Origin of the sequence: Flavobacterium frigoris (assembly GCF_900111075.1) — a bacterium.
In the GTDB taxonomy this organism is placed as follows: domain Bacteria; phylum Bacteroidota; class Bacteroidia; order Flavobacteriales; family Flavobacteriaceae; genus Flavobacterium; species Flavobacterium frigoris.
Map to the genome: position 1 here is coordinate 208,028 of NZ_FOFZ01000005.1, position 21,638 is coordinate 229,665.

The 21,638-nt window shown below is 33.4% G+C and carries 19 protein-coding genes; 8 read left to right on the forward strand and 11 right to left on the reverse strand.

All coding sequences use genetic code 11. The annotated features are described in order from the left end of the window. Positions 1-40 precede the first annotated feature (40 nt). From BMW63_RS09335 to BMW63_RS09365, 8 genes are all read right to left on the reverse strand, one after another. Positions 41-826: a hypothetical protein gene (locus BMW63_RS09335; RefSeq protein WP_083380410.1), complete on the reverse strand. Its 786-nt coding sequence runs from the start codon at positions 824-826 to the stop codon at positions 41-43. Positions 827-880: 54 nt separating this feature from the next. Continuing rightward, positions 881-1,174, reverse strand: a complete 294-nt coding sequence (locus BMW63_RS09340; RefSeq protein WP_074723194.1) for a hypothetical protein — start codon at positions 1,172-1,174, stop codon at positions 881-883. Positions 1,175-1,319: 145 nt separating this feature from the next. Beyond that, a complete protein-coding gene (locus BMW63_RS09345) occupies positions 1,320-2,786 on the reverse strand; it encodes a lipopolysaccharide biosynthesis protein (RefSeq protein WP_074723195.1) in 1,467 nt (488 codons plus the stop codon). A gap of 36 nt (positions 2,787-2,822) precedes the next feature. Then, positions 2,823-4,106: a glycosyltransferase family 4 protein gene (locus BMW63_RS09350; protein ID WP_074723196.1), complete on the reverse strand. Its 1,284-nt coding sequence runs from the start codon at positions 4,104-4,106 to the stop codon at positions 2,823-2,825. 78 nt (positions 4,107-4,184) lie between these two features. After that, entirely contained in the window at positions 4,185-4,643 is a 459-nt protein-coding gene (locus BMW63_RS09355; RefSeq protein ID WP_074723197.1) for a hypothetical protein, read from the reverse strand. Continuing rightward, positions 4,643-4,807, reverse strand: coding sequence for a hypothetical protein (locus BMW63_RS18130; protein WP_175460275.1), 165 nt, complete (start codon positions 4,805-4,807; stop codon positions 4,643-4,645). Before BMW63_RS18130 ends, BMW63_RS09355 begins: the two co-directional genes overlap by 1 nt. A 103-nt stretch (positions 4,808-4,910) precedes the next feature. After that, positions 4,911-7,364, reverse strand: a complete 2,454-nt coding sequence (locus BMW63_RS09360; RefSeq protein WP_074723198.1) for a YfhO family protein — start codon at positions 7,362-7,364, stop codon at positions 4,911-4,913. Positions 7,365-7,411: 47 nt separating this feature from the next. After that, positions 7,412-7,693 (reverse strand): DUF4834 family protein, encoded by a 282-nt coding sequence (locus BMW63_RS09365; protein ID WP_074723199.1) that lies wholly within the window; start codon positions 7,691-7,693, stop codon positions 7,412-7,414. A gap of 132 nt (positions 7,694-7,825) precedes the next feature. Between BMW63_RS09365 and BMW63_RS09370 the strand changes: the two genes are divergently transcribed. Continuing rightward, on the forward strand, positions 7,826-8,791 hold the full coding sequence (locus BMW63_RS09370; protein ID WP_074723200.1) for a transporter: 966 nt from the start codon (positions 7,826-7,828) through the stop codon (positions 8,789-8,791). 9 nt (positions 8,792-8,800) lie between these two features. Beyond that, on the forward strand, positions 8,801-9,919 hold the full coding sequence (locus BMW63_RS09375) for a GTP cyclohydrolase (protein ID WP_074723201.1): 1,119 nt from the start codon (positions 8,801-8,803) through the stop codon (positions 9,917-9,919). Between the two features lie 79 nt (positions 9,920-9,998). Here BMW63_RS09375 and BMW63_RS09380 read toward each other — a convergent pair whose 3' ends face one another. Then, entirely contained in the window at positions 9,999-10,460 is a 462-nt protein-coding gene (locus tag BMW63_RS09380) for a hypothetical protein (protein WP_074723202.1), read from the reverse strand. A gap of 118 nt (positions 10,461-10,578) precedes the next feature. After that, a complete protein-coding gene (locus tag BMW63_RS09385) occupies positions 10,579-11,841 on the reverse strand; it encodes a cysteate-C-fatty acyltransferase (protein WP_074723203.1) in 1,263 nt (420 codons plus the stop codon). Between the two features lie 216 nt (positions 11,842-12,057). Between BMW63_RS09385 and BMW63_RS09390 the strand changes: the two genes are divergently transcribed. From BMW63_RS09390 to BMW63_RS09410, 5 genes are all read left to right on the forward strand, one after another. Beyond that, positions 12,058-12,858, forward strand: a complete 801-nt coding sequence (locus tag BMW63_RS09390) for an NYN domain-containing protein (RefSeq protein WP_074723204.1) — start codon at positions 12,058-12,060, stop codon at positions 12,856-12,858. Between the two features lie 891 nt (positions 12,859-13,749). Continuing rightward, the gene (locus BMW63_RS09395) at positions 13,750-14,328 is read left to right on the forward strand and encodes a non-canonical purine NTP diphosphatase (protein ID WP_074723205.1); all 579 of its coding nucleotides are present in this window, start codon (positions 13,750-13,752) and stop codon (positions 14,326-14,328) included. Positions 14,329-14,531: 203 nt separating this feature from the next. Further along, positions 14,532-16,457: a DEAD/DEAH box helicase gene (locus tag BMW63_RS09400; RefSeq protein WP_074723206.1), complete on the forward strand. Its 1,926-nt coding sequence runs from the start codon at positions 14,532-14,534 to the stop codon at positions 16,455-16,457. Between the two features lie 86 nt (positions 16,458-16,543). Next, positions 16,544-17,311, forward strand: coding sequence for a carboxypeptidase-like regulatory domain-containing protein (locus tag BMW63_RS09405; protein WP_074723207.1), 768 nt, complete (start codon positions 16,544-16,546; stop codon positions 17,309-17,311). 132 nt (positions 17,312-17,443) lie between these two features. Then, positions 17,444-17,782, forward strand: coding sequence for a DHCW motif cupin fold protein (locus BMW63_RS09410; RefSeq protein ID WP_074723208.1), 339 nt, complete (start codon positions 17,444-17,446; stop codon positions 17,780-17,782). Positions 17,783-18,046: 264 nt separating this feature from the next. Here BMW63_RS09410 and BMW63_RS09415 read toward each other — a convergent pair whose 3' ends face one another. Then, on the reverse strand, positions 18,047-19,510 hold the full coding sequence (locus BMW63_RS09415; RefSeq protein WP_074723209.1) for an aminoacyl-histidine dipeptidase: 1,464 nt from the start codon (positions 19,508-19,510) through the stop codon (positions 18,047-18,049). 390 nt (positions 19,511-19,900) lie between these two features. Here BMW63_RS09415 and BMW63_RS09420 point away from each other — a divergent pair, with 390 nt between their 5' ends. Next, positions 19,901-20,902 carry an IS30 family transposase gene (locus BMW63_RS09420; protein ID WP_074723210.1) on the forward strand — a complete coding sequence of 334 codons (1,002 nt, stop codon included), beginning with the start codon at positions 19,901-19,903 and terminating at the stop codon, positions 20,900-20,902. Positions 20,903-21,638 lie beyond the last annotated feature (736 nt).

The window sequence follows — 21,638 nt, forward strand, 5'->3', positions numbered from 1 at the left end:
ATCGTAATTGATTTTTCTGCTTTTTTATTTATTTTAATCTTTAAAATCTATATCCTAAACTTATACCACTACGAACACCTCCCCATGGTCCGCTTATATTTATTGTAGCCCCATTTGCATTAGCCTTGGCATTTACATCAGACAAGGGAAGCTCAATTTTATCAAGCTCTTTTTGAAGTTCTGCTTGTTCTGTAGGTGTTAAAAGTCTGCTAGTTACACCCGCGAAATCCCCTTTAGAAGTACCATAATGAGGTCCTACAATCCACCAATCTAAAATAAGATGTTTTCCTAAATTAAATTGTGCTCCCAATTGCAATCCAAACGTATTTGCTGAAAGCTTTCCTCCCATAGCAATGTCTTCTTGGGCACCTAAATCACTTGTGTAAGTAAAATTAATATCCGTAATATCGTATTGTAAGTGTCTATAAAAAGGAGCTATATAAAATCCTTTTCCATACCCTTTTCCTAAATAGAATCGAACTTCAGGTGTAATAGCAGTATACCCTAATTCTGCATTAGTAAACATATCTTTTGTGTCAGAACTACTTGATGTTAAATCATTTATTTGACTTTTAAAAGGAACACTCCCTTTTGGTATAAAACTATATCCAAAAACAAAACCAATACGTTTTGTAAGACTTCTTTCATATTGAAATTGAAAATTCTTAAAAACAAGACTTGTCAAACTTACTTTTACATTATTTTTTTTAGGTAAAACTACCTCATTATCTGTTGATACAGAAGTTGTTGCTATTGTATCTGTTTGCGACGAAGCTACAAAAACATTGAATAAAACTGCCGTTAAGCATAGTAAAATTTTTTTCATAAAGAATAGGTAATAAATTTATTAATAATTTGATCTTAAATTCTGTCAAATATACTAAAAACATTTATCTTCAAAAGTATTTCCGTCTTCATCAATCGCAACTAATATTCTTTTTTCACGAGAAGAAACAAAACTTTGATACATCCATGGAATAGACCATAAACCTAGTGTAGCGCAAGAAAAAATAAAATTGACATTATGATTTACTTTCTGTCCTTTTTTGGATAAAACAGCAAAAGGTAATTTATCATTTCTTTCTACTATTACAAACCCCTTTTTCATTTTCTCTTTTAGAATTTTTGAGAATTTAATTCTATCCTCTTCCTGGGTTAACACTTGATTTTTCATAATAATCGTATGATTTAAATTCAACCTTGTTTTACTCGAACAATTATGACGCAACAAAATTAAGAACTTAGAGCAGCTATCACAATACCCACTTTTAGTGATTAACATTTGCCTTAAAAAACTAAATGAATTTATGAAAAAGAACCTAACCTATTTTTAACTTTTTTAAGACGTTGTCAATTACCTGATTAATCTCTTTAGAAATCACCAATTTATAATTTAGGTATACATACGAAATGGTTACTAAAATCGATTTTAGACCTATTGCAATTATTGGATGAAAAGGAAACTGCCAAAAATAAAACAATAAAAATAATACAATAGTTAACGCTATAGAATATAAAGTTTGAGCTGTGAAAGGATACAAATGCAAGCGTTTTACAACAAACATTAGCTTAGCCAAACTATAAAGAGTAATTGACAACAAAGTTGCAAAGGCAGAACCTAAAATGCCATATATCGGAATGAAAATCATATTTAATCCTACGGTTAGAAGAACCAACAAAACCCCCAAAAACAAAACTGCTCGATAATATTTTGTATTAAAAATGATCGCATTATTATTGCCTAAAATCAGATCAAAATATTTAGATATACCTATCATAAATACCACTAAAATCCCTCCACTATATTCTTTTGGAATCATTTCATACAATTGCTCAATATTTACAAAAATGCATAACATTACAAATCCGCCCACAATTTGTAAATTAATAGACGTTTTTTTATACAAATCGTTCAGTTCATCATGTTGATTATTGTGCATTAACTTTGCGGTAATAGGATACACAATTTGATGCATTGCTCTACTTGGAACCGAAATTACCAAAGCAATGTAAGTCGCAACCGAATAAAATGCAATATTACCAATGGCCATATATTGATTCAGCATTATTTTGTCCCCATCCAAAAGCAAATTAGCCACACTACCCGATAGAATAATATAAAATGTATATATTAATATTTCTTTTACATTTGACGGTATAACAAACTGAAAAACAGGTTTTTTTATTCGAAAAGCATATAACATAGTTACTAAAAATGCAAGGAAGTAGATTACTGCAGTGAAATAAATAAACTCTACAATTGTTATCCATTTAAAATAAATTGCCAGCAAACCCAATAAAGAAACAAAACGCAAACCCACTTCTTTTATAAAATTACCAAAAACAGAATGCATATGCACTCTTGCCCAAGCATAAAAAATTTCGAAATAAGCCATACACAATCCAATGAATGGGATAAGCCAAATAAAATCTTTTACAATTGCATTTTTCTTGGTTAGAAAATAAGCGATATCATCAAAAAAAAGCAACCCGATCAATATCAATGGAACACTTAATAAAAGTGGAAAAAGAACTGTAAAGGATAAAAAGCGACTTTCTTCCTCATCTGTTTTACATTGTGAATAAAACTTCACCAATGTATTTTGCATTCCAATAGCGAATAAAGGCATGATCACATTAGCACAGGATAGAATATAATTTGAGAGTCCGTAAAAGGTTTTACCTAATATATAAGGAAATAAAAAAATAGTACTTATTCCTCCAATACCAAAACCGATATAGGTTATAATTGTGTTTTTTAACGACTGATTTAGTACTATTCCCATTCGGAGATTAGAAGTTTTATGTTAGATTTTGAATATTTACTTTATTAAAGCAACTAATTCTTTTGTGAGATTCTTTCTGGAAAATTTTTGCAAACCTACACCATTCGATTTTAGTTTCCCTTCTAAAAATTGATTGTAAAAGTCCAAAATTACACTTTTCAATCTTGTTTTCTCCGAATATTCAAAAAATACTCCTGTATTGGTATTCGTAATGATTTCGGCAAAATCAGAATCTTTTGGTCCGATAGCAACAATTGGCCTGTTGGAAACCATATACTCAAACAACTTACCTGGAATAATGCTCTTAGTGTCTTGAGAATCAATTTCGATCAATAACAAAACTTGTGATTTGCGCTGGTGAGCAATCGCTTCTCCGTGCGAAACATATCCTAAATTATTCAAATAGGGATTTAATCCAAATTGTGAAATAGTTTCCAGTACTTCCTGACTTACTGCTCCTATTAATTTTATCTCTAAATGCGAGTTGAAATCTGGAATATCATTGATTAACTCCACTAAACATTCCCATAAAATCGTAGGGTTTCGCTCAGAAAGAAAGGAACCAATGTGCGCCAAACTAAACTTGGTGTCCAATGGCTGGATTTCTATATTCTCGACGTCATATCCATTTGTAATCACTGCAATAGGTTTCGTTGTAATAGCTTGAAATTCTGTTTTTGTAGTCTTGCTCGTAACAATAATCGTGTCTGCAGTATTCAAAACTTTATGTTCTAACCTCTTATGCTTCTTAGTGGCATAATTTGATAATCGCAACGATTTATGATAGCCAATAGTAGTCCATGGATCCCTGAAATCAGCAAACCACTTTAAATCTAACTTCTGTTTTAACTGCAATCCGATGAGATGTAAACTATGCGGTGGCCCCGAAGTGATAATCGTATCAATATTATTTTCTGCAATGTATTTTTCTAAATAAGAAACCGAGGGTTTCACCCATAAAAACCGCGCGTCAGGAATAAACAGATTCCCTCTTATTAAAAGAAAAAGTTTATCCATTAAGGACTGTTTTTTCTGGTTTGGAATGATTCCGGAACTTATTTTCTTGGTTTTATTCTTAGAAAAAAAAGAAGCTAATTGATAAGGCTCAAAAATTTTATGCTTCAATACAGTTACCTTATCCGAAACTTCTTTTATTAAATTTTCATCAACAATGGGATATGTAGGGTTCTCTGGCACATAAACTATGGGCTGAACTCCAAAATCAGGTAAATATTTTGCAAATTTAAGCCAACGTTGAACACCTGGTCCTCCTGCAGGCGGCCAATAATAAGTTATGATTAAGATTTTTTTGTTTTCCAATTTATGATTTAATATTCAATTGATATTGATTGATTTTTGAATGAAATTAGTGATTTCAGATTTCTACAAATTAAACGATCAATTTCCATTTAATTTTTCCAATTCCTCGATATCTAGAATGTCTTTTGCTCTGTTTGTAGCTTTTTTGGCAATAATCAAATTATCATAATCAATAAAATAAACAGGACTTTCTTTAATCATCAAAACAGTGGCGTCATTTAAAAGCGAATCAAATGATTTATCTTCCAAACCTTTAACGGCGGTCATTATATCCAATCGCAAACCATAACTCAATGTGAAATCTGTCCAACCAGGAATAAATTGCATGGTTTCAATGGTTTCAAAATCTCCTAAATCAATAGATTTTAATGCCTTTCTTAAATTAATTCGATTCTCAGGAGTGTCTTCTAAATAAATATCAATATCTCCTGTATTGCGATTATAACCATAAATATTTACGGCAAAACCTCCAATAGTTAAATATCTAACTTTGTTTTGAAAAAAACTATTCCAAATAGCAACTATTTGCTCATTCATTATTTTTTAGATTGTATTTTCTGCGCTGTTTTAAGCATATAAGAAACCTCTAAAATCGCCATTAATCGTTCTAATCTTTCGAGATAAGAAAGCGATTTAATTTCGACAATTCTTTTAGCTTCTAACTCCTTTGGAGTCCCACAATTAAGCACTACCTTTTTCATTATTGCTTTTTTTTAGATTACAACAAAGATACTAAATGAATAATGAAGTAATAAGATCAATAAATAATGAACACTACTTCTAAAGTTCTTAAATCAAAAATCGTTACTCAACATTCTTAAATCTTTTCTTTCTTTCATAATAAATTCCACCTCCTAAAAGCAATAACATACCCAAAGCACTAAATAAGGTGATCATACTTCCTGTTTTAATAACTTGGGGCTCAAATTTGAATTCAATCGTATGCTCTCCTCCAGGTACAATCAAAGCTCTCAATACATAATCAACAGGAAAATGGGCTGTTTTCACACCATCAATGTAAGCATTCCATCCATCTTCATAATAAATTTCAGAGAAAACTGCTAAGCCTTCCTTTTTATTATTAGAGGTGTATTTTATATAATTGGGTTTGTATATATCTATTTTTATTGTTCCTGATGTATCTAAATTCCTCTTTAAACGGGCGTTTTTAAATTTATCACCATACAGATGAATATTGAAAATAGCCGCACGTTTAGTGTCAAACCTGTCTAACATTCTCATTTCTTCATTAGACTTATTCACTAATTTAACATCATTGACAAACCAAGCGTTACCATTAGCATTTGGATTTATAGTTGGGAATTCTTTTCCCTCTTTATTGGTCTGTATAATGTATTTAACATTCAACATATTTAGAATTTCCATGTTGCTTTTAGCAATTTGATAATCAAACAACTGTTGTACTTTTCGTGGTTTTGCAGCATGATACCCTCCGATAGATTTATGAAAATATGAGGCTCTTGCACTCGAAAAATTACCACTTACTTCAAAAACACGATAATGACTTGTGTCCTTTAATATCATAGCATCAGAAGGAGTTTCTTGGAAAGGAACTTCTACTTCTCTACTACTAACAAAATCTTCTGCCGAAACATAATTTTTATCAACAAAAAACAAATCGGAAACCATAAATAATCCCACAAGAATTATCGCGGTATTCTGCGCTATTTTATTTTTTATAAATAACCAAAGAGCTCCAGCTGCTAAAAGTATAAAAAATCCAGATCTGAGCAAATCTGCTGAATAAAGTGTTTTTCTATCTTCTTTTAGAGCGCGGACAAAATTTGGCCCCATACTTCTTAAATAACCTGCATCATTTGCACTTGAAAAATCAAACATTCCTTTACCGATAAATAATAAAGCTATAATACCAAAAGTGGCGATGCTAGACTTCCATAAACCATCCCATTGTTTTTCTTTATCTGATTTGAAAAAAGTTTGTAACCCCATAATTGCCAAAACAGGGAAACATAATTCTAAAATCACCTGTATCGAAGAGACCGCCCTGAACTTATTGTACATAGGGACATAATCAATAAAGAAATCTGTCAAAATAGGGAAATTTTTACCCCAAGAAAGGATTAAAGCAGTAATCGCTCCAGAAAGAAAAACATATTTAATTTTTCGATCATCAATAAACAGGGCTAAAATACCTAAAAAGAAAACTACAATTCCAATGTATGCTGGTGCAGCCACAATAGGCTGATCTCCCCAATACGTTGGCATCCCGTCTTTAGCATATTCTATGGCTTGTGCTTGTGAAATATATTGGCCTTCGCCTACCTGTTGTTGTTGCAGAAATTCTACCATCTCAGAGTCTTTACTCAAACTTTCATTGTTTGATCCACCAAAAAGTCTTGGAGCAATAAGATTGAAACTTTCAGCTATGCCATAGCTATATTCGGTAATATAATCTCTAGTCATAGCGCTTGAAGAAGTACTTTTTGAACCATCAGGATTAAAACTTAATTCACTTTTACCTCTGGTACTAAAACTGGCATATTCTGAAGTTGCTAACAAGTTTGTTGCATTGGCGCCAATGGCAAATATTCCAGCGATGGCAAGAACTACAAGAGAATTTAAAAGTGGTTTATATGATTTGTCCTTAATATCCAAATAGATAAAATAAGCCGAAAGGATCAGCAAGAAAATCAATAAATAATAGGTCATTTGAAAGTGATTGGCATTAATTTCTAATGCTGTCGCAAACATCGTCAATAAACCTCCGAGAACGTATTTTTTTTGGAATACCAATATAAAACCTGCAATCACCATTGGCATATACGCAATTGCATGTGCTTTGGCATTATGTCCTACTCCAAGTATAATAATCAAATAAGTAGAAAAACCAAAGGCTAAAGCACCAAAAAAGGCTTTTAACGGATCTGTTTTTAAAACTAATAATAAACCGTAAAAGCCTAAGAAGTATAAAAATAAATAATCTGCTGGACGCGGCAAAAATCGCAAGACATCATCTATCGCCCCTATAAAATCATAAGGATACTTCGCCCCTAACTGATAAGTAGGCATTCCACCAAAAGCACTGTTTGTCCAATAAGGCTCCACATGTTCAACGGCTCTAAAGTCATTCTGCTCTTTGGCCATACCCGTATATTGGGCAATATCAGATTGGTAGATTTGCTTTCCTTGTAAAACGGGATAAAAATAGATTAAAGAGACAAGGACAAAACCAAGAATGGCTAAAGCGTGCGGGTAAAATTTATTTATAATTTTCAAATTTCCAGATTTATTTTTAAAATATGAGAGTATTAACTAGGACAAATCTAATCTATTTCTTCGTAATCGACATAATCCCCTACTTTTTTGGTTTCCCGTGGTTTGTTAGAATTTGAGGTGTTATAAATGACTTGATCACTGGACTGTGTTTTCTTCCATGAAGTATCTTGTGTCCTATTTTGTTGTTGCTGATAATTCTCTCCTGCTTTCTGCACTACTTTTTTAACTAATAAAGGCAGGAATAATTTTGCCAAAAACTTAAAAATATAATAGAAAGCCAGAATGTAAAACAGTACTCTTATAAAACCTGTAAAGGAGGCAGTTTGCATAATCAAATATTTTTTAGCAAAATTAATAAATCCATCTCGAAATTTCGGGACAAAATTAAAATATCATTCTTAAATAAATGATAAAATATAGTACATTTGAACAGCGTTATTACTTTTAAACTCAAAAAAAATATGTCAAAACTTAAAATAGTACTTGCTGCTGTGATTTTTATATTTCCAATTATTCATTACGGGCAACATACTGATGTGATTAATTCAAATAGACCCGGTGAAACCATGTCAGCCTTTGCCGTTGGAAAGTCAGTTATTCAAGTGGAAAGCGGAATTTTCGCAATCAAAGAAAACCATCGTTTATTGGGCTATGATGCTACAGGTTTTGGATTTGACCTTACTTTACGATATGGTGCATTATTAGAGCGATTAGAATTAATAGCCGACGTGCAATACCAAAACGCAAAATTCACAACCAATTTCAGTGACGCTAAGAAATCAAATTTTAAACAAACCATCTTAGGTGCTAAATACCTGATATATGACCCGTTTAAAAATCAAGAAAATAACATCAATATTTACAGCTGGAAAGCCAACCATTCTTTTAATTGGCATCAATTAGTCCCAGCTGTGTCAGTATTTGCCGGAGCAAACTTCACCATGAAAAATAATCCGTATTATTTTTCTCCAGATGCCAGTATCTCCCCAAAAGTCATGCTGATTACTCAAAATCATCTGGGTGATGGAACATGGGTTTTTGTGACAAACATCATAGCTGATTATATCACAACTGATTATCCAAGCTACGGATACGTACTAACATTAACAAAAGGATTTAATGACAAATGGTCCGGATTTGTTGAAAACCAAGGGTTTAAAAGTGACTTTTACAGTGACGCTATCCTTAGAGGTGGTGCGGCCTACTTGTTAAACAAAGACATGCAAATTGATGCTTCAATAAGCACAAATTTCAAAGATACACCAACAGTGCTTTATGGAGGAATAGGATTTTCTTGGCGCTATGATGCAAATTATAAGGAAGTTCGAATGAGCATTGACAGCGGCGACAGCTCCAAATCAAAGATGGAGAAGAAAGCGGGAAAAAAGATTAAAAAACGCAAAGACGAAATTGAATCTACAAAATAAGAATTTACAATGATTACTATAAAAGAAGCGATTACAAAAAGTGAATTAACTGCATATGTCAAATTTCCTTTTTCCCTATATAAAGACAACGAGTTCTGGGTTCCACCCATCATTGCAGACGAGTTAGAATCTTTTGATAAAAAGAAAAACCCTGCTTTCGAGAATGCTGAAGCTTATTTTTTTCTTGCCTACAGAAATGATGAAATTGTTGGACGAATTTCAGCAATTATCAATTGGAGCGAGGTAAATGATCAACAAAAAAAGAAAGTGCGTTTTGGATGGTTTGACGTAATTGATGATCTTGAAGTCACGAAAGCTCTTTTAGAAAAAGTATATGAATTAGGAAAGAAAAACGGACTCGAATATGTAGAAGGGCCTATGGGTTTTTCAAATCTAGATAAAGTAGGAGTATTGACCGAAGGATTTGACCAATTAGGAACGATGATTACCTGGTATAACTATCCTTACTACGCCACCCATTTTGAACAATTGGGCTATACAACCGAAAAAGAATATATCGAAAGTAAATTTCCTTTCGAAAATGTAAAGCCTGAATTTTTTGAGAAGGCAAATGATTTGGTAAAAAGAAGATACCAACTAAGTCCACTTAATTTTAAGACTACTAAAGAGGTAATGCCGCACGTGGATAAAATGTTTGATTTATTCAATGAATCCTATGCCTCTTTATCTTCTTTTGTAGCAATAACTGATATTCAAAAAGAATATTTTAAAAAAAAGTACATCAGCTTGATCAATCCTGAGTATATTAAATTTGTAGAAGACAAAGACCATAATATTGTTGCTTTCAGTATTGTTATGCCTTCCTTTTCTAAAGCTTTGCAAAAGGCAAAAGGAAAATTATTCCCTTTTGGTTTTATTCATTTACTTAAAGCTAAAAAACAAAGTAAAGATATGATTTTTTATCTCATTGGTGTTCATCCTAACTATCAGAACAAGGCAGTTACAGCAATAATTTTTAATGAATACTATCTTACTTTTAAAGAAAAAGGAGTGATAAATTGCTTCCGCACACCTGAATTGGCAGATAACATAGCCGTTCATAATCTATGGAAACATTTTAATCCAGAAATTCATTGCAGAAGAAAAACTTTCAGGATAGCATTATAACTTTCCTATCGAAATTTATAAAGAAGCCCATTTTACAAAAGTAAAATGGGCTTCTTATATTTACAGTTTCTATAAAGCATCACCTCTTACAATCCGCTTTTGACAAAACTGGTTTTCCTTCAAATTTTAATTGGCTAACATCCTTAAATTGCACTTTCCCGTTATTATCATCTATCACATCTCCGAAGCCTTCAATGTAAGTTTCTCCCTTTTTTAAAAATGCAATCTGACGAACTGATAATATCCCTTCCGACATAAAAGTATAATCTGCAATAAGTGTGTCTCCTTTTAACTGCCCTACAAATGTCCCTTCATTTCTATCTTTTTCAGAAAAATTGTAACTTAATTTTCCTTTAGCAACATGATTCCCTAAAATCGTCAAACTCATCAAAATAGTGTCTTTATTAATACTGCCGCTATAACATTTTTCAGAAATAGTTACTTTACCAATCGTTTTTTCTAGAACATCTGGAGTTACTTCTTCTTTACATGAAATGAAAAGGGCGACAAATACCACAAGTACTATACTACCATTCTTCATAATTACCTTATTAATAATTCTCTTTAAATTTACACAAAAACTACATTTATAACCTATAAAAAAAAATCCATTCGTTATTAGCGAATGGATTTTAAATATAAATTGTAGTATAAACAAACTATGCGTCTAAATCAACTTTAGTTTTTGATGCAATTTCTTTATAAGTACCATTTTCTAACTTCTCACGAATTGCTTCAAAAGCAACTAGCGTCTCATCAATGTCAGACAATGTATGAGGAGCCGTTGGAATCACACGTAATAAAATCATTCCTTTTGGAATCACAGGATAAATAACAATCGACAAGAAAATTCCGTAATTTTCTCTCAAATCATTTACCATAACCATCGCTTCAGGAACACTTCCTTCAAGATAAACAGGTGTTACACAAGTATTAGTGTCTCCTATGTTAAATCCTTTACTTCTTAAACCACTTTGTAGAGCATTAACATTCTCCCAAAGTTTAGCTTTCAATTCTGGGTGATTGCGTAACAGATCTAAACGTTTCAAAGAACCAATAACTTGAATCATTGGTAATGATTTAGCAAACATTTGAGAACGTAAGTTGTATTTTAGGTAATCAATAATGTCCTTATCTGCTGCAACAAAAGCACCAATGTTAGCCATTGATTTTGCAAAAGTAGAAAAGTAAACATCAATGTCATCTTGAACTCCTTGCTCCTCACCTGCACCTGCACCTGTTTCTCCTAGTGTACCAAAACCATGTGCATCATCAACTAATAAACGGAAATTATATTTTTGCTTCATTGCAACAATCTCTCTCAGTTTTCCTTGTTGACCACGCATTCCAAAAACACCTTCAGTAATAAATAAGATACCTCCACCATTCTCTGTAGCTAATTTTGTAGCACGTTGCAGGTTTTTCTCCATGCTTTCAATGTCATTATGTCTGTAGGTAAAACGTTTACCCATATGCAGACGAACACCATCAATAATACAAGCATGAGCATCTACATCATATACAATTACATCATTTTTAGTAACCAAAGCATCAATAATAGATACCATTCCCTGGTAACCAAAATTCAATAAATAAGCAGATTCTTTCATTACAAAAGCTGCCAATTCATTCTCTAATTGCTCATGATATTTTGTATGACCACTCATCATTCTAGCTCCCATAGGGTAAGCTGCACCGTATTGAATCGCTGCATCGGCATCTGCTCTTCTCACCTCAGGGTGATTCGCTAAACCTAAATAGTCGTTCAAACTCCAGTTCAAAATCTCTTTTCCACCAAACTGCATTCTTGGACCCAAATCACCTTCTAACTTGGGGAAAACAAAATATCCCTCAGCTTGCGAAGCCCATTTTCCTAGTGGTCCTTTATTGTTCTGAATCCTTTCGAATAAATCTTTTACCATAATATATTTAAGTAATAATTTTAACTTTAAGAAGTTGCAAAAATAAATATTTAAACCTTAAAAAAGGATTTTATGTCATTTTTTTTTAGTAGCCGTCTCGCACATTATTCTTTTTCCTATCAAAAAGGAGTGTTATGTCATGGTGAGAAAGGCAAAAATTCATTTTCAATAATAAACTTTGTACCTTTGAATAAATATTTCAATTCGACATAATTTATGGCACAAGATACAAAAGAATTAAAACTGGCTGTTCTAATTGACGCAGACAACGTTCCCTATAGTAACGTAAAAGGAATGATGGAAGAAATAGCCAAATTTGGAACACCTACGACAAAACGTATATATGCCGATTGGACGAAGCCAAATGCTGGAGGCTGGAAAAGTGTTTTATTAGAACATGCAATCACCCCCATTCAACAATACAGTTATACCGTTGGAAAAAATTCTTCAGATTCAGCAATGATAATTGACGCCATGGACTTATTGTATTCTGACAAGGTAGATGGATTTTGTATCGTTTCGAGTGATTCTGATTTTACCAGACTAGCGATACGATTGAGAGAATCCGGAATGAAAGTTATTGGAATTGGAGAAAAGAAAACACCTAATTCCTTTATTGTAGCCTGTGATCGATTTATTTACATCGAAGTTTTGGATGGTGCTATTCAGAAAAAAGCTAAAAAACGCTCTGCAGACACCAAAAAACCAGTCGAAAAACCCGTTGGGAAAACGATTGAAAAACCGATTGAGAAATCATCTTTAAACAAAATAGACACACAAACTATCGAACTCATTGAAAGTACAATCGAAGATATTTGCGATGACGACGGCTGGGCCTTTCTTGGTGATGTTGGAAATCTTATCGTAAAAAGAAAACCCGAATTCGATCCTAGAAATTATGGCTTTGTAAAACTAACTCCAATGTTAAAATCATTGACCGATATTCTAGAAATTGATGAAAGAGATTCAGAAAAAAAAGGAATCAAGCATGTTTATGTACGATTGCGTTTTAGCTAGGCGAATTCTTTTTTTCGTTTACATAACACTCACTACATCTGGTAGATGAATTTTTCGCCTTAGCTGTAAAACGATTCAATAAAGAAGTCGTTCTACGAATTAATGTGCGTGGTATAAATTTAAACATTAATTCGATTTATATTTCACGAATAATTTAAGAATGGTTAAAATACATTTTAAAAAAAATTATCATACAAAAAAGGAGGGCTATTAAAGCCCTCCAAGTGTTAGTTCTGATTTACCATTATCAACTCATACAATTAATAAAGTATAGCTGAATATTGCGTTGTCATTCTCATGTGAAGATTGATATACACAAGTAATTAATCAAAACCACATATCAAAGATACAATTAAATGCGACAAAAAAATTTATAAATCAGGCTTTTAACTAATGATTAACCACTTGACAATCAGTAATTAAAGAATATTCATTTTTATTAATACATATTAAATTTATTAATATCAATTCGATTCATTTTTAGAATTTCCACAATTCTATATAAATACTGCTTAACCACAGAGCCCAATTTCTACGATATATTTCAATAAAAAGGAGGCCTTGTTACAGACCTCCAATTTTTAGACTTTGGTTTATCATCATCAACTCATACCTCTCGATACAATTGACTATTAAATACGCTACTCATTCCAGATGGCCATAATCAATAACAAACCAAAACCATACTCAAAGATACAACCAATATATATTTAATAATTTGATAATTAGACTTTTAACACCTTTTTAACCTGTCTGAAAAATGTTAAACTAAAGCCCATCGACAAGCTAGCTTACAAACCACTTCTCATTCCTAAATTATTAAAGGATGCTAATATACTTTAGACCTATTTTAAAAAACACCTATCTTTGATCAATCCAAAATCAAAATAAATGAAACTCGTCTTCGCATCAAACAATAAAAACAAAATAAAGGAAATTCAACAACTACTTCCATCAACTATAGAAATAGTAAGCTTGGAAGACATTGGTTGCCATGAGGAGATTCCAGAAACTGCCGACACTATCGAAGGCAATGCGATTTTAAAAGCCAATTATGTGACTGAAAAATATGGCTATGATTGTTTTGCGGATGATACAGGACTCGAAGTGGAAGCGCTGAACGGAGCTCCCGGAGTGTATTCTGCCAGATATGCAGGCGAACAACGCAGCTCTGAAGACAACATGGATAAACTATTGGAAGCCTTATCTGATAAATCCGATAGGAATGCCCAATTCAAAACGGTAATTACTTTGAATATAAAGGGGAAGCAACATCTTTTTACTGGTATAGCTCAAGGCCAAATCACCTTAGCCAAAGCCGGAACTGAAGGTTTTGGTTATGATCCCATCTTCCAACCTGAAGGGTATCAGGAAACTTTCGCCGAAGTGTCGTCTGCAATAAAAAATCAGATCAGTCACAGAGCAAAAGCAACACAGCTGCTAATCCGCTTTTTGAAAAACGAAAAATAAGCGTTAATATTTAACAATTTTAATATGTATTTTTATAATTCTCGCCGTTATTTCTTTATCTAATTCCAAATTCAAAAGGCGAAATCTAAAATTAAAAATATAACTTTCTGATAATCAAATATTAATAAAACAACAAAACTTGAAATAGCATTAGTTTATATCAATTATTAACAGTAATTTTGCACCCTATTTTAAAAATACATATGAATAAATTTGAACAATTAGGATTGAGTGAATCGTTACTGAAGGCGATTTTAGATCTAGGATTTGAGAATCCGACCGAAGTACAGGAGAAAGCGATTCCCCTATTATTGGAAAAAGACACAGATATGGTTGCGTTGGCTCAAACAGGGACAGGGAAAACGGCAGCATTTGGATTTCCAGTTATTCAGAAAATTGATGCCGACAACAGAAATACACAAGCATTGATTTTATCTCCAACACGCGAACTTTGTTTGCAGATTACCAACGAAATTAAAAACTACTCTAAATACGAAAAAGGTATTAATGTGGTAGCAGTTTACGGTGGAGCTAGCATAACAGACCAAGCAAGAGAAATTAAGAGAGGTGCACAAATTATTGTAGCAACTCCAGGAAGAATGCAAGATATGATTAACAGAGGATTGGTAAACATTTCTCAAATCAATTACTGTATTCTAGATGAGGCTGACGAAATGTTGAATATGGGTTTCTACGAAGATATCGTAAATATCCTATCCACTACGCCAGACGAAAAAAACACATGGTTATTCTCGGCTACAATGCCAGCAGAAGTAGCTAGAATTGGAAAACAATTCATGCGTGACCCAATTGAAATTACCGTAGGAGCTAAGAATTCAGGTTCTGCAACAGTTTCACATGAGTTTTACCTTGTAAACGCACGTGACCGTTACGAAGCTTTGAAACGTTTAGCTGATGCTAATCCAGATATCTTCTCTGTAGTTTTCTGTAGAACAAAACGTGATACACAAGCTGTTGCAGAGAAATTAGTAGAAGATGGATACAGCGCCGCTGCATTGCACGGAGATTTATCTCAAGCGCAACGTGATGGTGTAATGAAGTCTTTTAGAGGAAGACAAATCCAAATGCTTGTAGCTACTGATGTTGCAGCACGTGGAATTGACGTTGACAACATTACTCACGTAGTAAACTATCAACTACCTGACGAAATAGAAACTTACAATCACCGCTCTGGTCGTACTGGTCGTGCTGGAAAATTAGGTACTTCTATTGTAATTGTAACTAAAAGCGAATTGCGTAAGATTTCTTCTATTGAAAGAATCATCAAACAAAAATTTGAAGAAAAAACAGTTCCTTCAGGAATCGAAATCTGCGAAATCCAATTATTGCACTTAGCTAATAAGATTAAGGATGTAGAAGTTGATCACGAAATTGACAACTATCTTCCGGCAATTAATAACGTACTTGAAGACTTATCGAAAGAAGAGTTAATCAAGAAAATGGTTTCAGTTGAATTCAACCGTTTCATCAACTATTACAAGAAAACTAGAGACATCTCTAATCAATCTTCAGGTTCTGAAAGACGTGATGACAGAGATGGTACTCCAAGAGAAAATAATAATGGTGGTGCAACAAGATATTTTGTGAACATAGGTTCTAGAGATAACTTCGATTGGATGTCATTAAAAGATTACTTGAAAGAGACATTAGACTTAGGTCGTGATGATGTTTTCAAAGTAGACGTAAAAGAAGGTTTCTCTTTCTTTAACACTGATCCGGAACATACTGATAAAGTAATGGAAGTGTTGAACAACGTACAATTAGAAGGACGTCGTATCAATGTTGAAATTTCTAAAAATGATGGTGGCGGAAGACGTGATCACAACGGAAGAAGTTCTGGTGGTGGTTTTGGTGGCGGAAGAAGTTCTGCTCCAAGAAGAGAAGGTAGTTTTGCACCAAGAAGAGAAGGCTCTGGTGGTGGTTTTAGAAGCGATAGAAACTCAGCCCCAAGAGAAGGTGGTTTCGGCGGAAGAAGCTCAGCTCCGAGAGAAGGTGGCTTTGAAAGAAGAAGCTCAGCTCCAAGAAGCGAAGGTTCTTCAGATAGAGCTCCTAGACGTTCTGAAAGTTTTGGTGACGCACCTAAACCAAGAAGACCAAGAAGAGACTAACATCTACTGTTAATTTTCTTATAATTATAAGAGAACTATAAAATATTTAATCCTGTTTTACTACTTTTAAAGTTTTAAATCAGTTTATGAAATATTTTATAGTTCTCTTTTTTTTAGCACTATCCTTAACCGCATCTGCACAAGAGATAGTTCATTCCCAAAAAGTATCCGGCTTTATCTATAACGACAACACTAAGTCGGCATTGATTAATGCAAATATCATCAATATCAATAAAGTTAGAGGAGCACGAACCGATTCTAACGGTTACTTTGAAATTGATGTACAACCAACCGACACCCTGCATATTTCCCTTTTAGGGTTTCAATCCCTTCGAGTTAAAGTTACGAATGACTGGATCAAGAACAAAGTAGCTAAGATTTTCCTTACCGAGAGCGCTATTGCACTTGAAGAAGTAGTCATTAGACCGTTTAACTTAACAGGATATCTGGAAGTAGATTCAAAAACAATTCCCACAAGTGAAAATTACCGCTATAGTATTTCTGGCTTAACGCATGGATATGAAGCAGGTGAATACTCTCCAAATGCGTTTGGGAGAGTTCTTGGCTCCATTTTCAACCCCGCAGATATGCTTTATAATTTCTTTGGTAACAACCCAAAAGAATTAAAAAAATTAAAAGAAATGCGTAAGGACGATACAGTGCGTAATCTTCTAGAATCAAAGTTTGACAGAGAAACCCTTGCAGTGCTTTTAGGGATTGATAAAAAAGAAATACCTGAAATATTGCAACGTTGTAATTACTCTGAATCCTTTATTCAAACCGCAAATGACCTTCAAATTATGGACGCTATCAGTGGCTGTTATGAGGAATATAAAATCTTGAAGAAAAGATAAAGAAAATAAAATTCCAATCCCTAAGTTTAGGGATAAATTCCAAAAATTGAATTCTCCAATTACGATGAGTAGTTGGAGATTTTTATTTAGAAAAAATTCCTATATTACATTACAAATTATAACGCCAGAAACATGTCAAACATACCTTTCCAAACGATCGACTGGAATGCGATAGAAAAAATAGCATATCCAGGAGAAACTGGAACAGCCTACTGGCAGACAATACAATTGGGCGGACTAAGAATTAGAAAAGTAACCTATAGCGAAAATTACCTAGCAGATCACTGGTGCCAAAAAGGACATATAGTCCATTGTCTGAAAGGGAATTTCGTTAGCGAAATGGCAACGGGAGAAGAAATCCAACTTACGGAAGGAATGACCTATGTCGTTTCAGATGATTTAAGTTCTCATCGATCCATAACTGCAGCTGCTGTTGAATTATTAATCATCGACGGGGATTTTTTAAAATAATATTTAGAAGAAACCAAAATATTACATACATTTACCTACACTAAACACGAAAATTCAAATACTAATATCATGGCAAAAAGTCAAGACGCGAAGAAAACCGCCAAAAAAGAGCCTCTTAAAACGGCTAAAGAAAAGAAAGAAGAAAAAAGAGAAAAGAAAAACAGTCCAAAAAGAGATTAAAAATTAGTGTTCAGCACTCAGATAATAGTGTTCAGTTATACATAAACTGAACACTATTTTTTTTTAAATACTGAACACTAAATACTATTTCAACGGAATATTCGCTAGAATTTCTAACAAAAGTTTCCAAAATTTTTGAGATGATGAGATACTCGCTCTTTCATCAGGAGAATGTGCTCCACGAATAGTAGGGCCAAAAGAAATCATATCCATCTCTGGGTAATTTGTTCCCAGAAGCCCACATTCTAATCCTGCATGACAAGCTACAACACTTGGTTTTTCACCCGTTTGTTTCTCATAAATAGGGACTAAAACATCTAGAATTTCAGATTCAGCATTTGGTGTCCAACCAGGATACGATCCTGCAAGCTCTACTTCACAACCCATCAATTCAAAAGCGGATGTCAAAGCATTCGCTAAATCAAACTTAGCCGTTTCTACAGACGAACGCGTTAAACACTGTACAGAAAGCTTTCCTTCGCCTAAAACTACTTTAGCTATATTATTAGACGTTTCTACTAAATCAGCAAAGTCAGCGCTCATTCTATACACACCGTTGTGAGCAGTATACATCGCTCTTACAAAATAATACTGAGCAATAGACGGCATTACTTTTGCCGGCGTAGTATCCAGTTTCTCAAAAACTACCTCTAAATTAGGTTCCGTTGTTTTTAATTCTGTTTTTATATCATTAACCACCTGTTGCATATCAAACACAAAAGCTTCATCAAATACCGAAGCAATAATTACTTGCGCCACACTTTCACGCGGAATAGCATTACGAAGGCTTCCTCCTTTAATTTCAGCTATTTGTAATCCAAAATTATCAAAACCATCAAATAACAGGCGGTTCATAATTTTATTAGCATTCCCCAGTCCTTTGTGAATATCCATTCCTGAATGCCCACCATTTAATCCTTTTACGGTAATTGAATACCCCACAGAACCTTCAGGAGTTTCCTCTTCATCATACTCAGCAGTAGCAGTAACGTCAATTCCACCAGCACAGCCAATGTCGATTTCGTCATCCTCTTCAGTATCTAAATTCAAAAGAATTTGTCCTTGCAAGATTCCGCCTTTTAGATTCAAAGCACCCGTCATTCCAGTTTCTTCGTCAATAGTAAACAAAGCTTCAATCGCAGGATGCGCAATATCTGTACTTTCTAAAATTGCCATAATTGCGGCAACTCCTAATCCATTATCTGCACCAAGCGTAGTTCCTCTAGCACGCACCCAGTCTTCATCAACATACATATCGATTCCCTGTGTATCGAAATCAAAAACAGTATCCGAATTTTTTTGGTGTACCATATCCAAGTGTCCCTGCATTACTATTGCTTTACGATTTTCCATTCCTGGAGTCGCTGGCTTGCGGATAATCACATTACGAATATCATCTTCAAAAGTTTCTAATCCAAGGCTTTTACCAAAGTTTTTCATGAACTCAATCACTCTTTCTTCTTTTTTTGAAGGGCGAGGAACGGCATTCAAATCGGCAAACTTATTCCAAAGCACTTTTGGTTCTAAATTTCTTATCTCTTGACTCATTTATTGTTGTTTGAAGTTTAACATTTTTAAAGCTCAAAGTTACAAAGTTTAAAATCGTTTTTAGCCTTACAAGCAAATTTCTCTCTTAAAATTAGCACAATCTTTTGGGCGTGCCACCAGTATAAAAAGGGGCTTATTTATTTTGCGCGCACAAAGCCCCTTTCTAAACTGCTGTCAGGTGATACGCACTACTTCGGTAGTTAGCTCCTCCCCTTCACGCGAGCAACTGCAAATAGACAAGATTTAAAAAAGAAAGAAAATACTTAAAACCTAGTATTAAATATCAAAAAAGATGTATATATTTGATGTTATCTACTAGTTATAATAGATATTTTCGCAGAGTCAGGAATCTAACGCAATTTTAAGACAAAAAATACTTAAAATTGTAATATGAAAACAGCTTACAAAAGACTCAATCGTGACCATAGAATTCAGATTGAAAAACTAATTGCATTAGGCAAAAATAACAAGCAAATTGCCACTACTCTATCGGTTCATCCAAGTACCATTTCGAGAGAACGAAAAAGAGTGAAGAATGAGCCTTACGACAACCTAAAAGCAGAAGTAAATTACGTTCATAATCTTATGGATAAACGGTTAGGATTATCTAAAATTAATAGCAATCCAAAGCTTAAGAATTTTGTATATTTACATCTAGAATTACATTGGTCTCCAAAGCAAATTTCTGATGCTTTAAAACAATTTTATCCATTCGATTCAACAATGCAAATCTCACACGAAAGTATCTATTATCACATCTATATTCAACCCAAAAAAGAGGTCGAAAAATTACTAATATCTCAATTAAGACAGAAGAGAAAGTATCGTGGAAATGTCCGTAGAGGAGCTGATAAAAGAACAACAATCAAAGATCCAATTCGTATCGATGAAAGACCTGCCGAAGTACTTACTCGTGAAATACCAGGTCATTGGGAAGGCGACCTGGTGCTAGGAAAAAATAGAGAAAGTGCCATTGGAACACTAGTAGAAAGAACCACTCGGTTTTTAATAATTGTCCACCTAAAAAAGAAAGATTCAACCGCTGTTAGAAAGGCGTTTGAAAGTGAATTTAGAAAGCTTCCTACCAACTTAAAACTATCCCTAACTTATGATAATGGAACAGAGATGGCACAACATAAAACCTTTACTAAAAACAGCAAAGTAAAAGTGTATTTTGCGCATCCATATAGTCCCTGGGAAAGACCAACAAATGAGAATACAAATGGGTTAATTAGAGACTATTTCCCTAAAGGAACTGACTTTAATTTAGTAACAAAAAAACAACTAAAAGAAGTCCAAAATCAACTCAATCAAAGACCAAGAAAAACGCTGGAATATGATTCTCCTCTAAACACAATTAGTCGATTATATATGAATCAAAATTTTATATAAAATCATTGTTAATCCAAAATAAATCGTAGCTTTATTTTTTGAATTTAGAAAGCCTAAAGACAATCAAAATTGCTTTCTGAATTGGAAAAATAAGGCAAAACTTAATCGCTAAGAAATTGCGCTAGAAACTTGAATCCGCCTTTGCCATTTTGCGGTGAAAAAATCACTTGCTTCGCTCCTTCTCAGAAAATAATCTGCAATCCAAAAAATGATGATTATTAAGAAAGATTTGAAAAAGTTTATGTCGAAATAAATTCTTGTGAAATTCTTAAGCAGAAAGTAATTTGGTTAAATTAAAGTGATGCAGTTTGCGTCCAAAAATATTGTGGCGAATTCATTTAGCAGAAAGTATTTTGGTTAAATTAAAGTGATGCAGTTTGCGTCGAAATAAATTTTGGTAAAATCGTTAAGCCGAAAATAATTTACTTCAATTAAAGTGATGCAGTTTGTAGCCAAAAGTATTGTGCTGAAAAATTGAATAACGAAAAAGTTTTGTGCTAAATAATACCTATTATAACACTGGTTTAGCATGATGGGGAATTTGGTGGAATTTCCGTTTTTTTTCATATATTCGTATAGCCAAAAATAATCTGCTTAAAAGTTCCCCACCAAGCTAAGCCAGGAACCGTTGTAATATATTTTAGCGCCGAATTTTGCGGTGAAAAATTCCTTACTTCTCTCCAACTAAGAAAATAATCTGCAATCCAAAAAGTTGTCGTTTATCAAAGAAGATTTG

Coding starts and splice junctions, on each gene's coding strand:
- BMW63_RS09335 (WP_083380410.1), bottom strand. CDS start 826: ATGAAAAAAATTTTACTATGCTTAACGGCAGTTTTATTCAATGTTTTT.
- BMW63_RS09340 (WP_074723194.1), bottom strand. CDS start 1,174: ATGAAAAATCAAGTGTTAACCCAGGAAGAGGATAGAATTAAATTCTCA.
- BMW63_RS09345 (WP_074723195.1), bottom strand. CDS start 2,786: ATGGGAATAGTACTAAATCAGTCGTTAAAAAACACAATTATAACCTAT.
- BMW63_RS09355 (WP_074723197.1), bottom strand. CDS start 4,643: ATGAATGAGCAAATAGTTGCTATTTGGAATAGTTTTTTTCAAAACAAA.
- BMW63_RS18130 (WP_175460275.1), bottom strand. CDS start 4,807: ATGAAAAAGGTAGTGCTTAATTGTGGGACTCCAAAGGAGTTAGAAGCT.
- BMW63_RS09365 (WP_074723199.1), bottom strand. CDS start 7,693: ATGCAAACTGCCTCCTTTACAGGTTTTATAAGAGTACTGTTTTACATT.
- BMW63_RS09370 (WP_074723200.1), top strand. CDS start 7,826: ATGTCAAAACTTAAAATAGTACTTGCTGCTGTGATTTTTATATTTCCA.
- BMW63_RS09375 (WP_074723201.1), top strand. CDS start 8,801: ATGATTACTATAAAAGAAGCGATTACAAAAAGTGAATTAACTGCATAT.
- BMW63_RS09380 (WP_074723202.1), bottom strand. CDS start 10,460: ATGAAGAATGGTAGTATAGTACTTGTGGTATTTGTCGCCCTTTTCATT.
- BMW63_RS09385 (WP_074723203.1), bottom strand. CDS start 11,841: ATGGTAAAAGATTTATTCGAAAGGATTCAGAACAATAAAGGACCACTA.
- BMW63_RS09390 (WP_074723204.1), top strand. CDS start 12,058: ATGGCACAAGATACAAAAGAATTAAAACTGGCTGTTCTAATTGACGCA.
- BMW63_RS09395 (WP_074723205.1), top strand. CDS start 13,750: ATGAAACTCGTCTTCGCATCAAACAATAAAAACAAAATAAAGGAAATT.
- BMW63_RS09400 (WP_074723206.1), top strand. CDS start 14,532: ATGAATAAATTTGAACAATTAGGATTGAGTGAATCGTTACTGAAGGCG.
- BMW63_RS09405 (WP_074723207.1), top strand. CDS start 16,544: ATGAAATATTTTATAGTTCTCTTTTTTTTAGCACTATCCTTAACCGCA.
- BMW63_RS09410 (WP_074723208.1), top strand. CDS start 17,444: ATGTCAAACATACCTTTCCAAACGATCGACTGGAATGCGATAGAAAAA.
- BMW63_RS09415 (WP_074723209.1), bottom strand. CDS start 19,510: ATGAGTCAAGAGATAAGAAATTTAGAACCAAAAGTGCTTTGGAATAAG.
- BMW63_RS09420 (WP_074723210.1), top strand. CDS start 19,901: ATGAAAACAGCTTACAAAAGACTCAATCGTGACCATAGAATTCAGATT.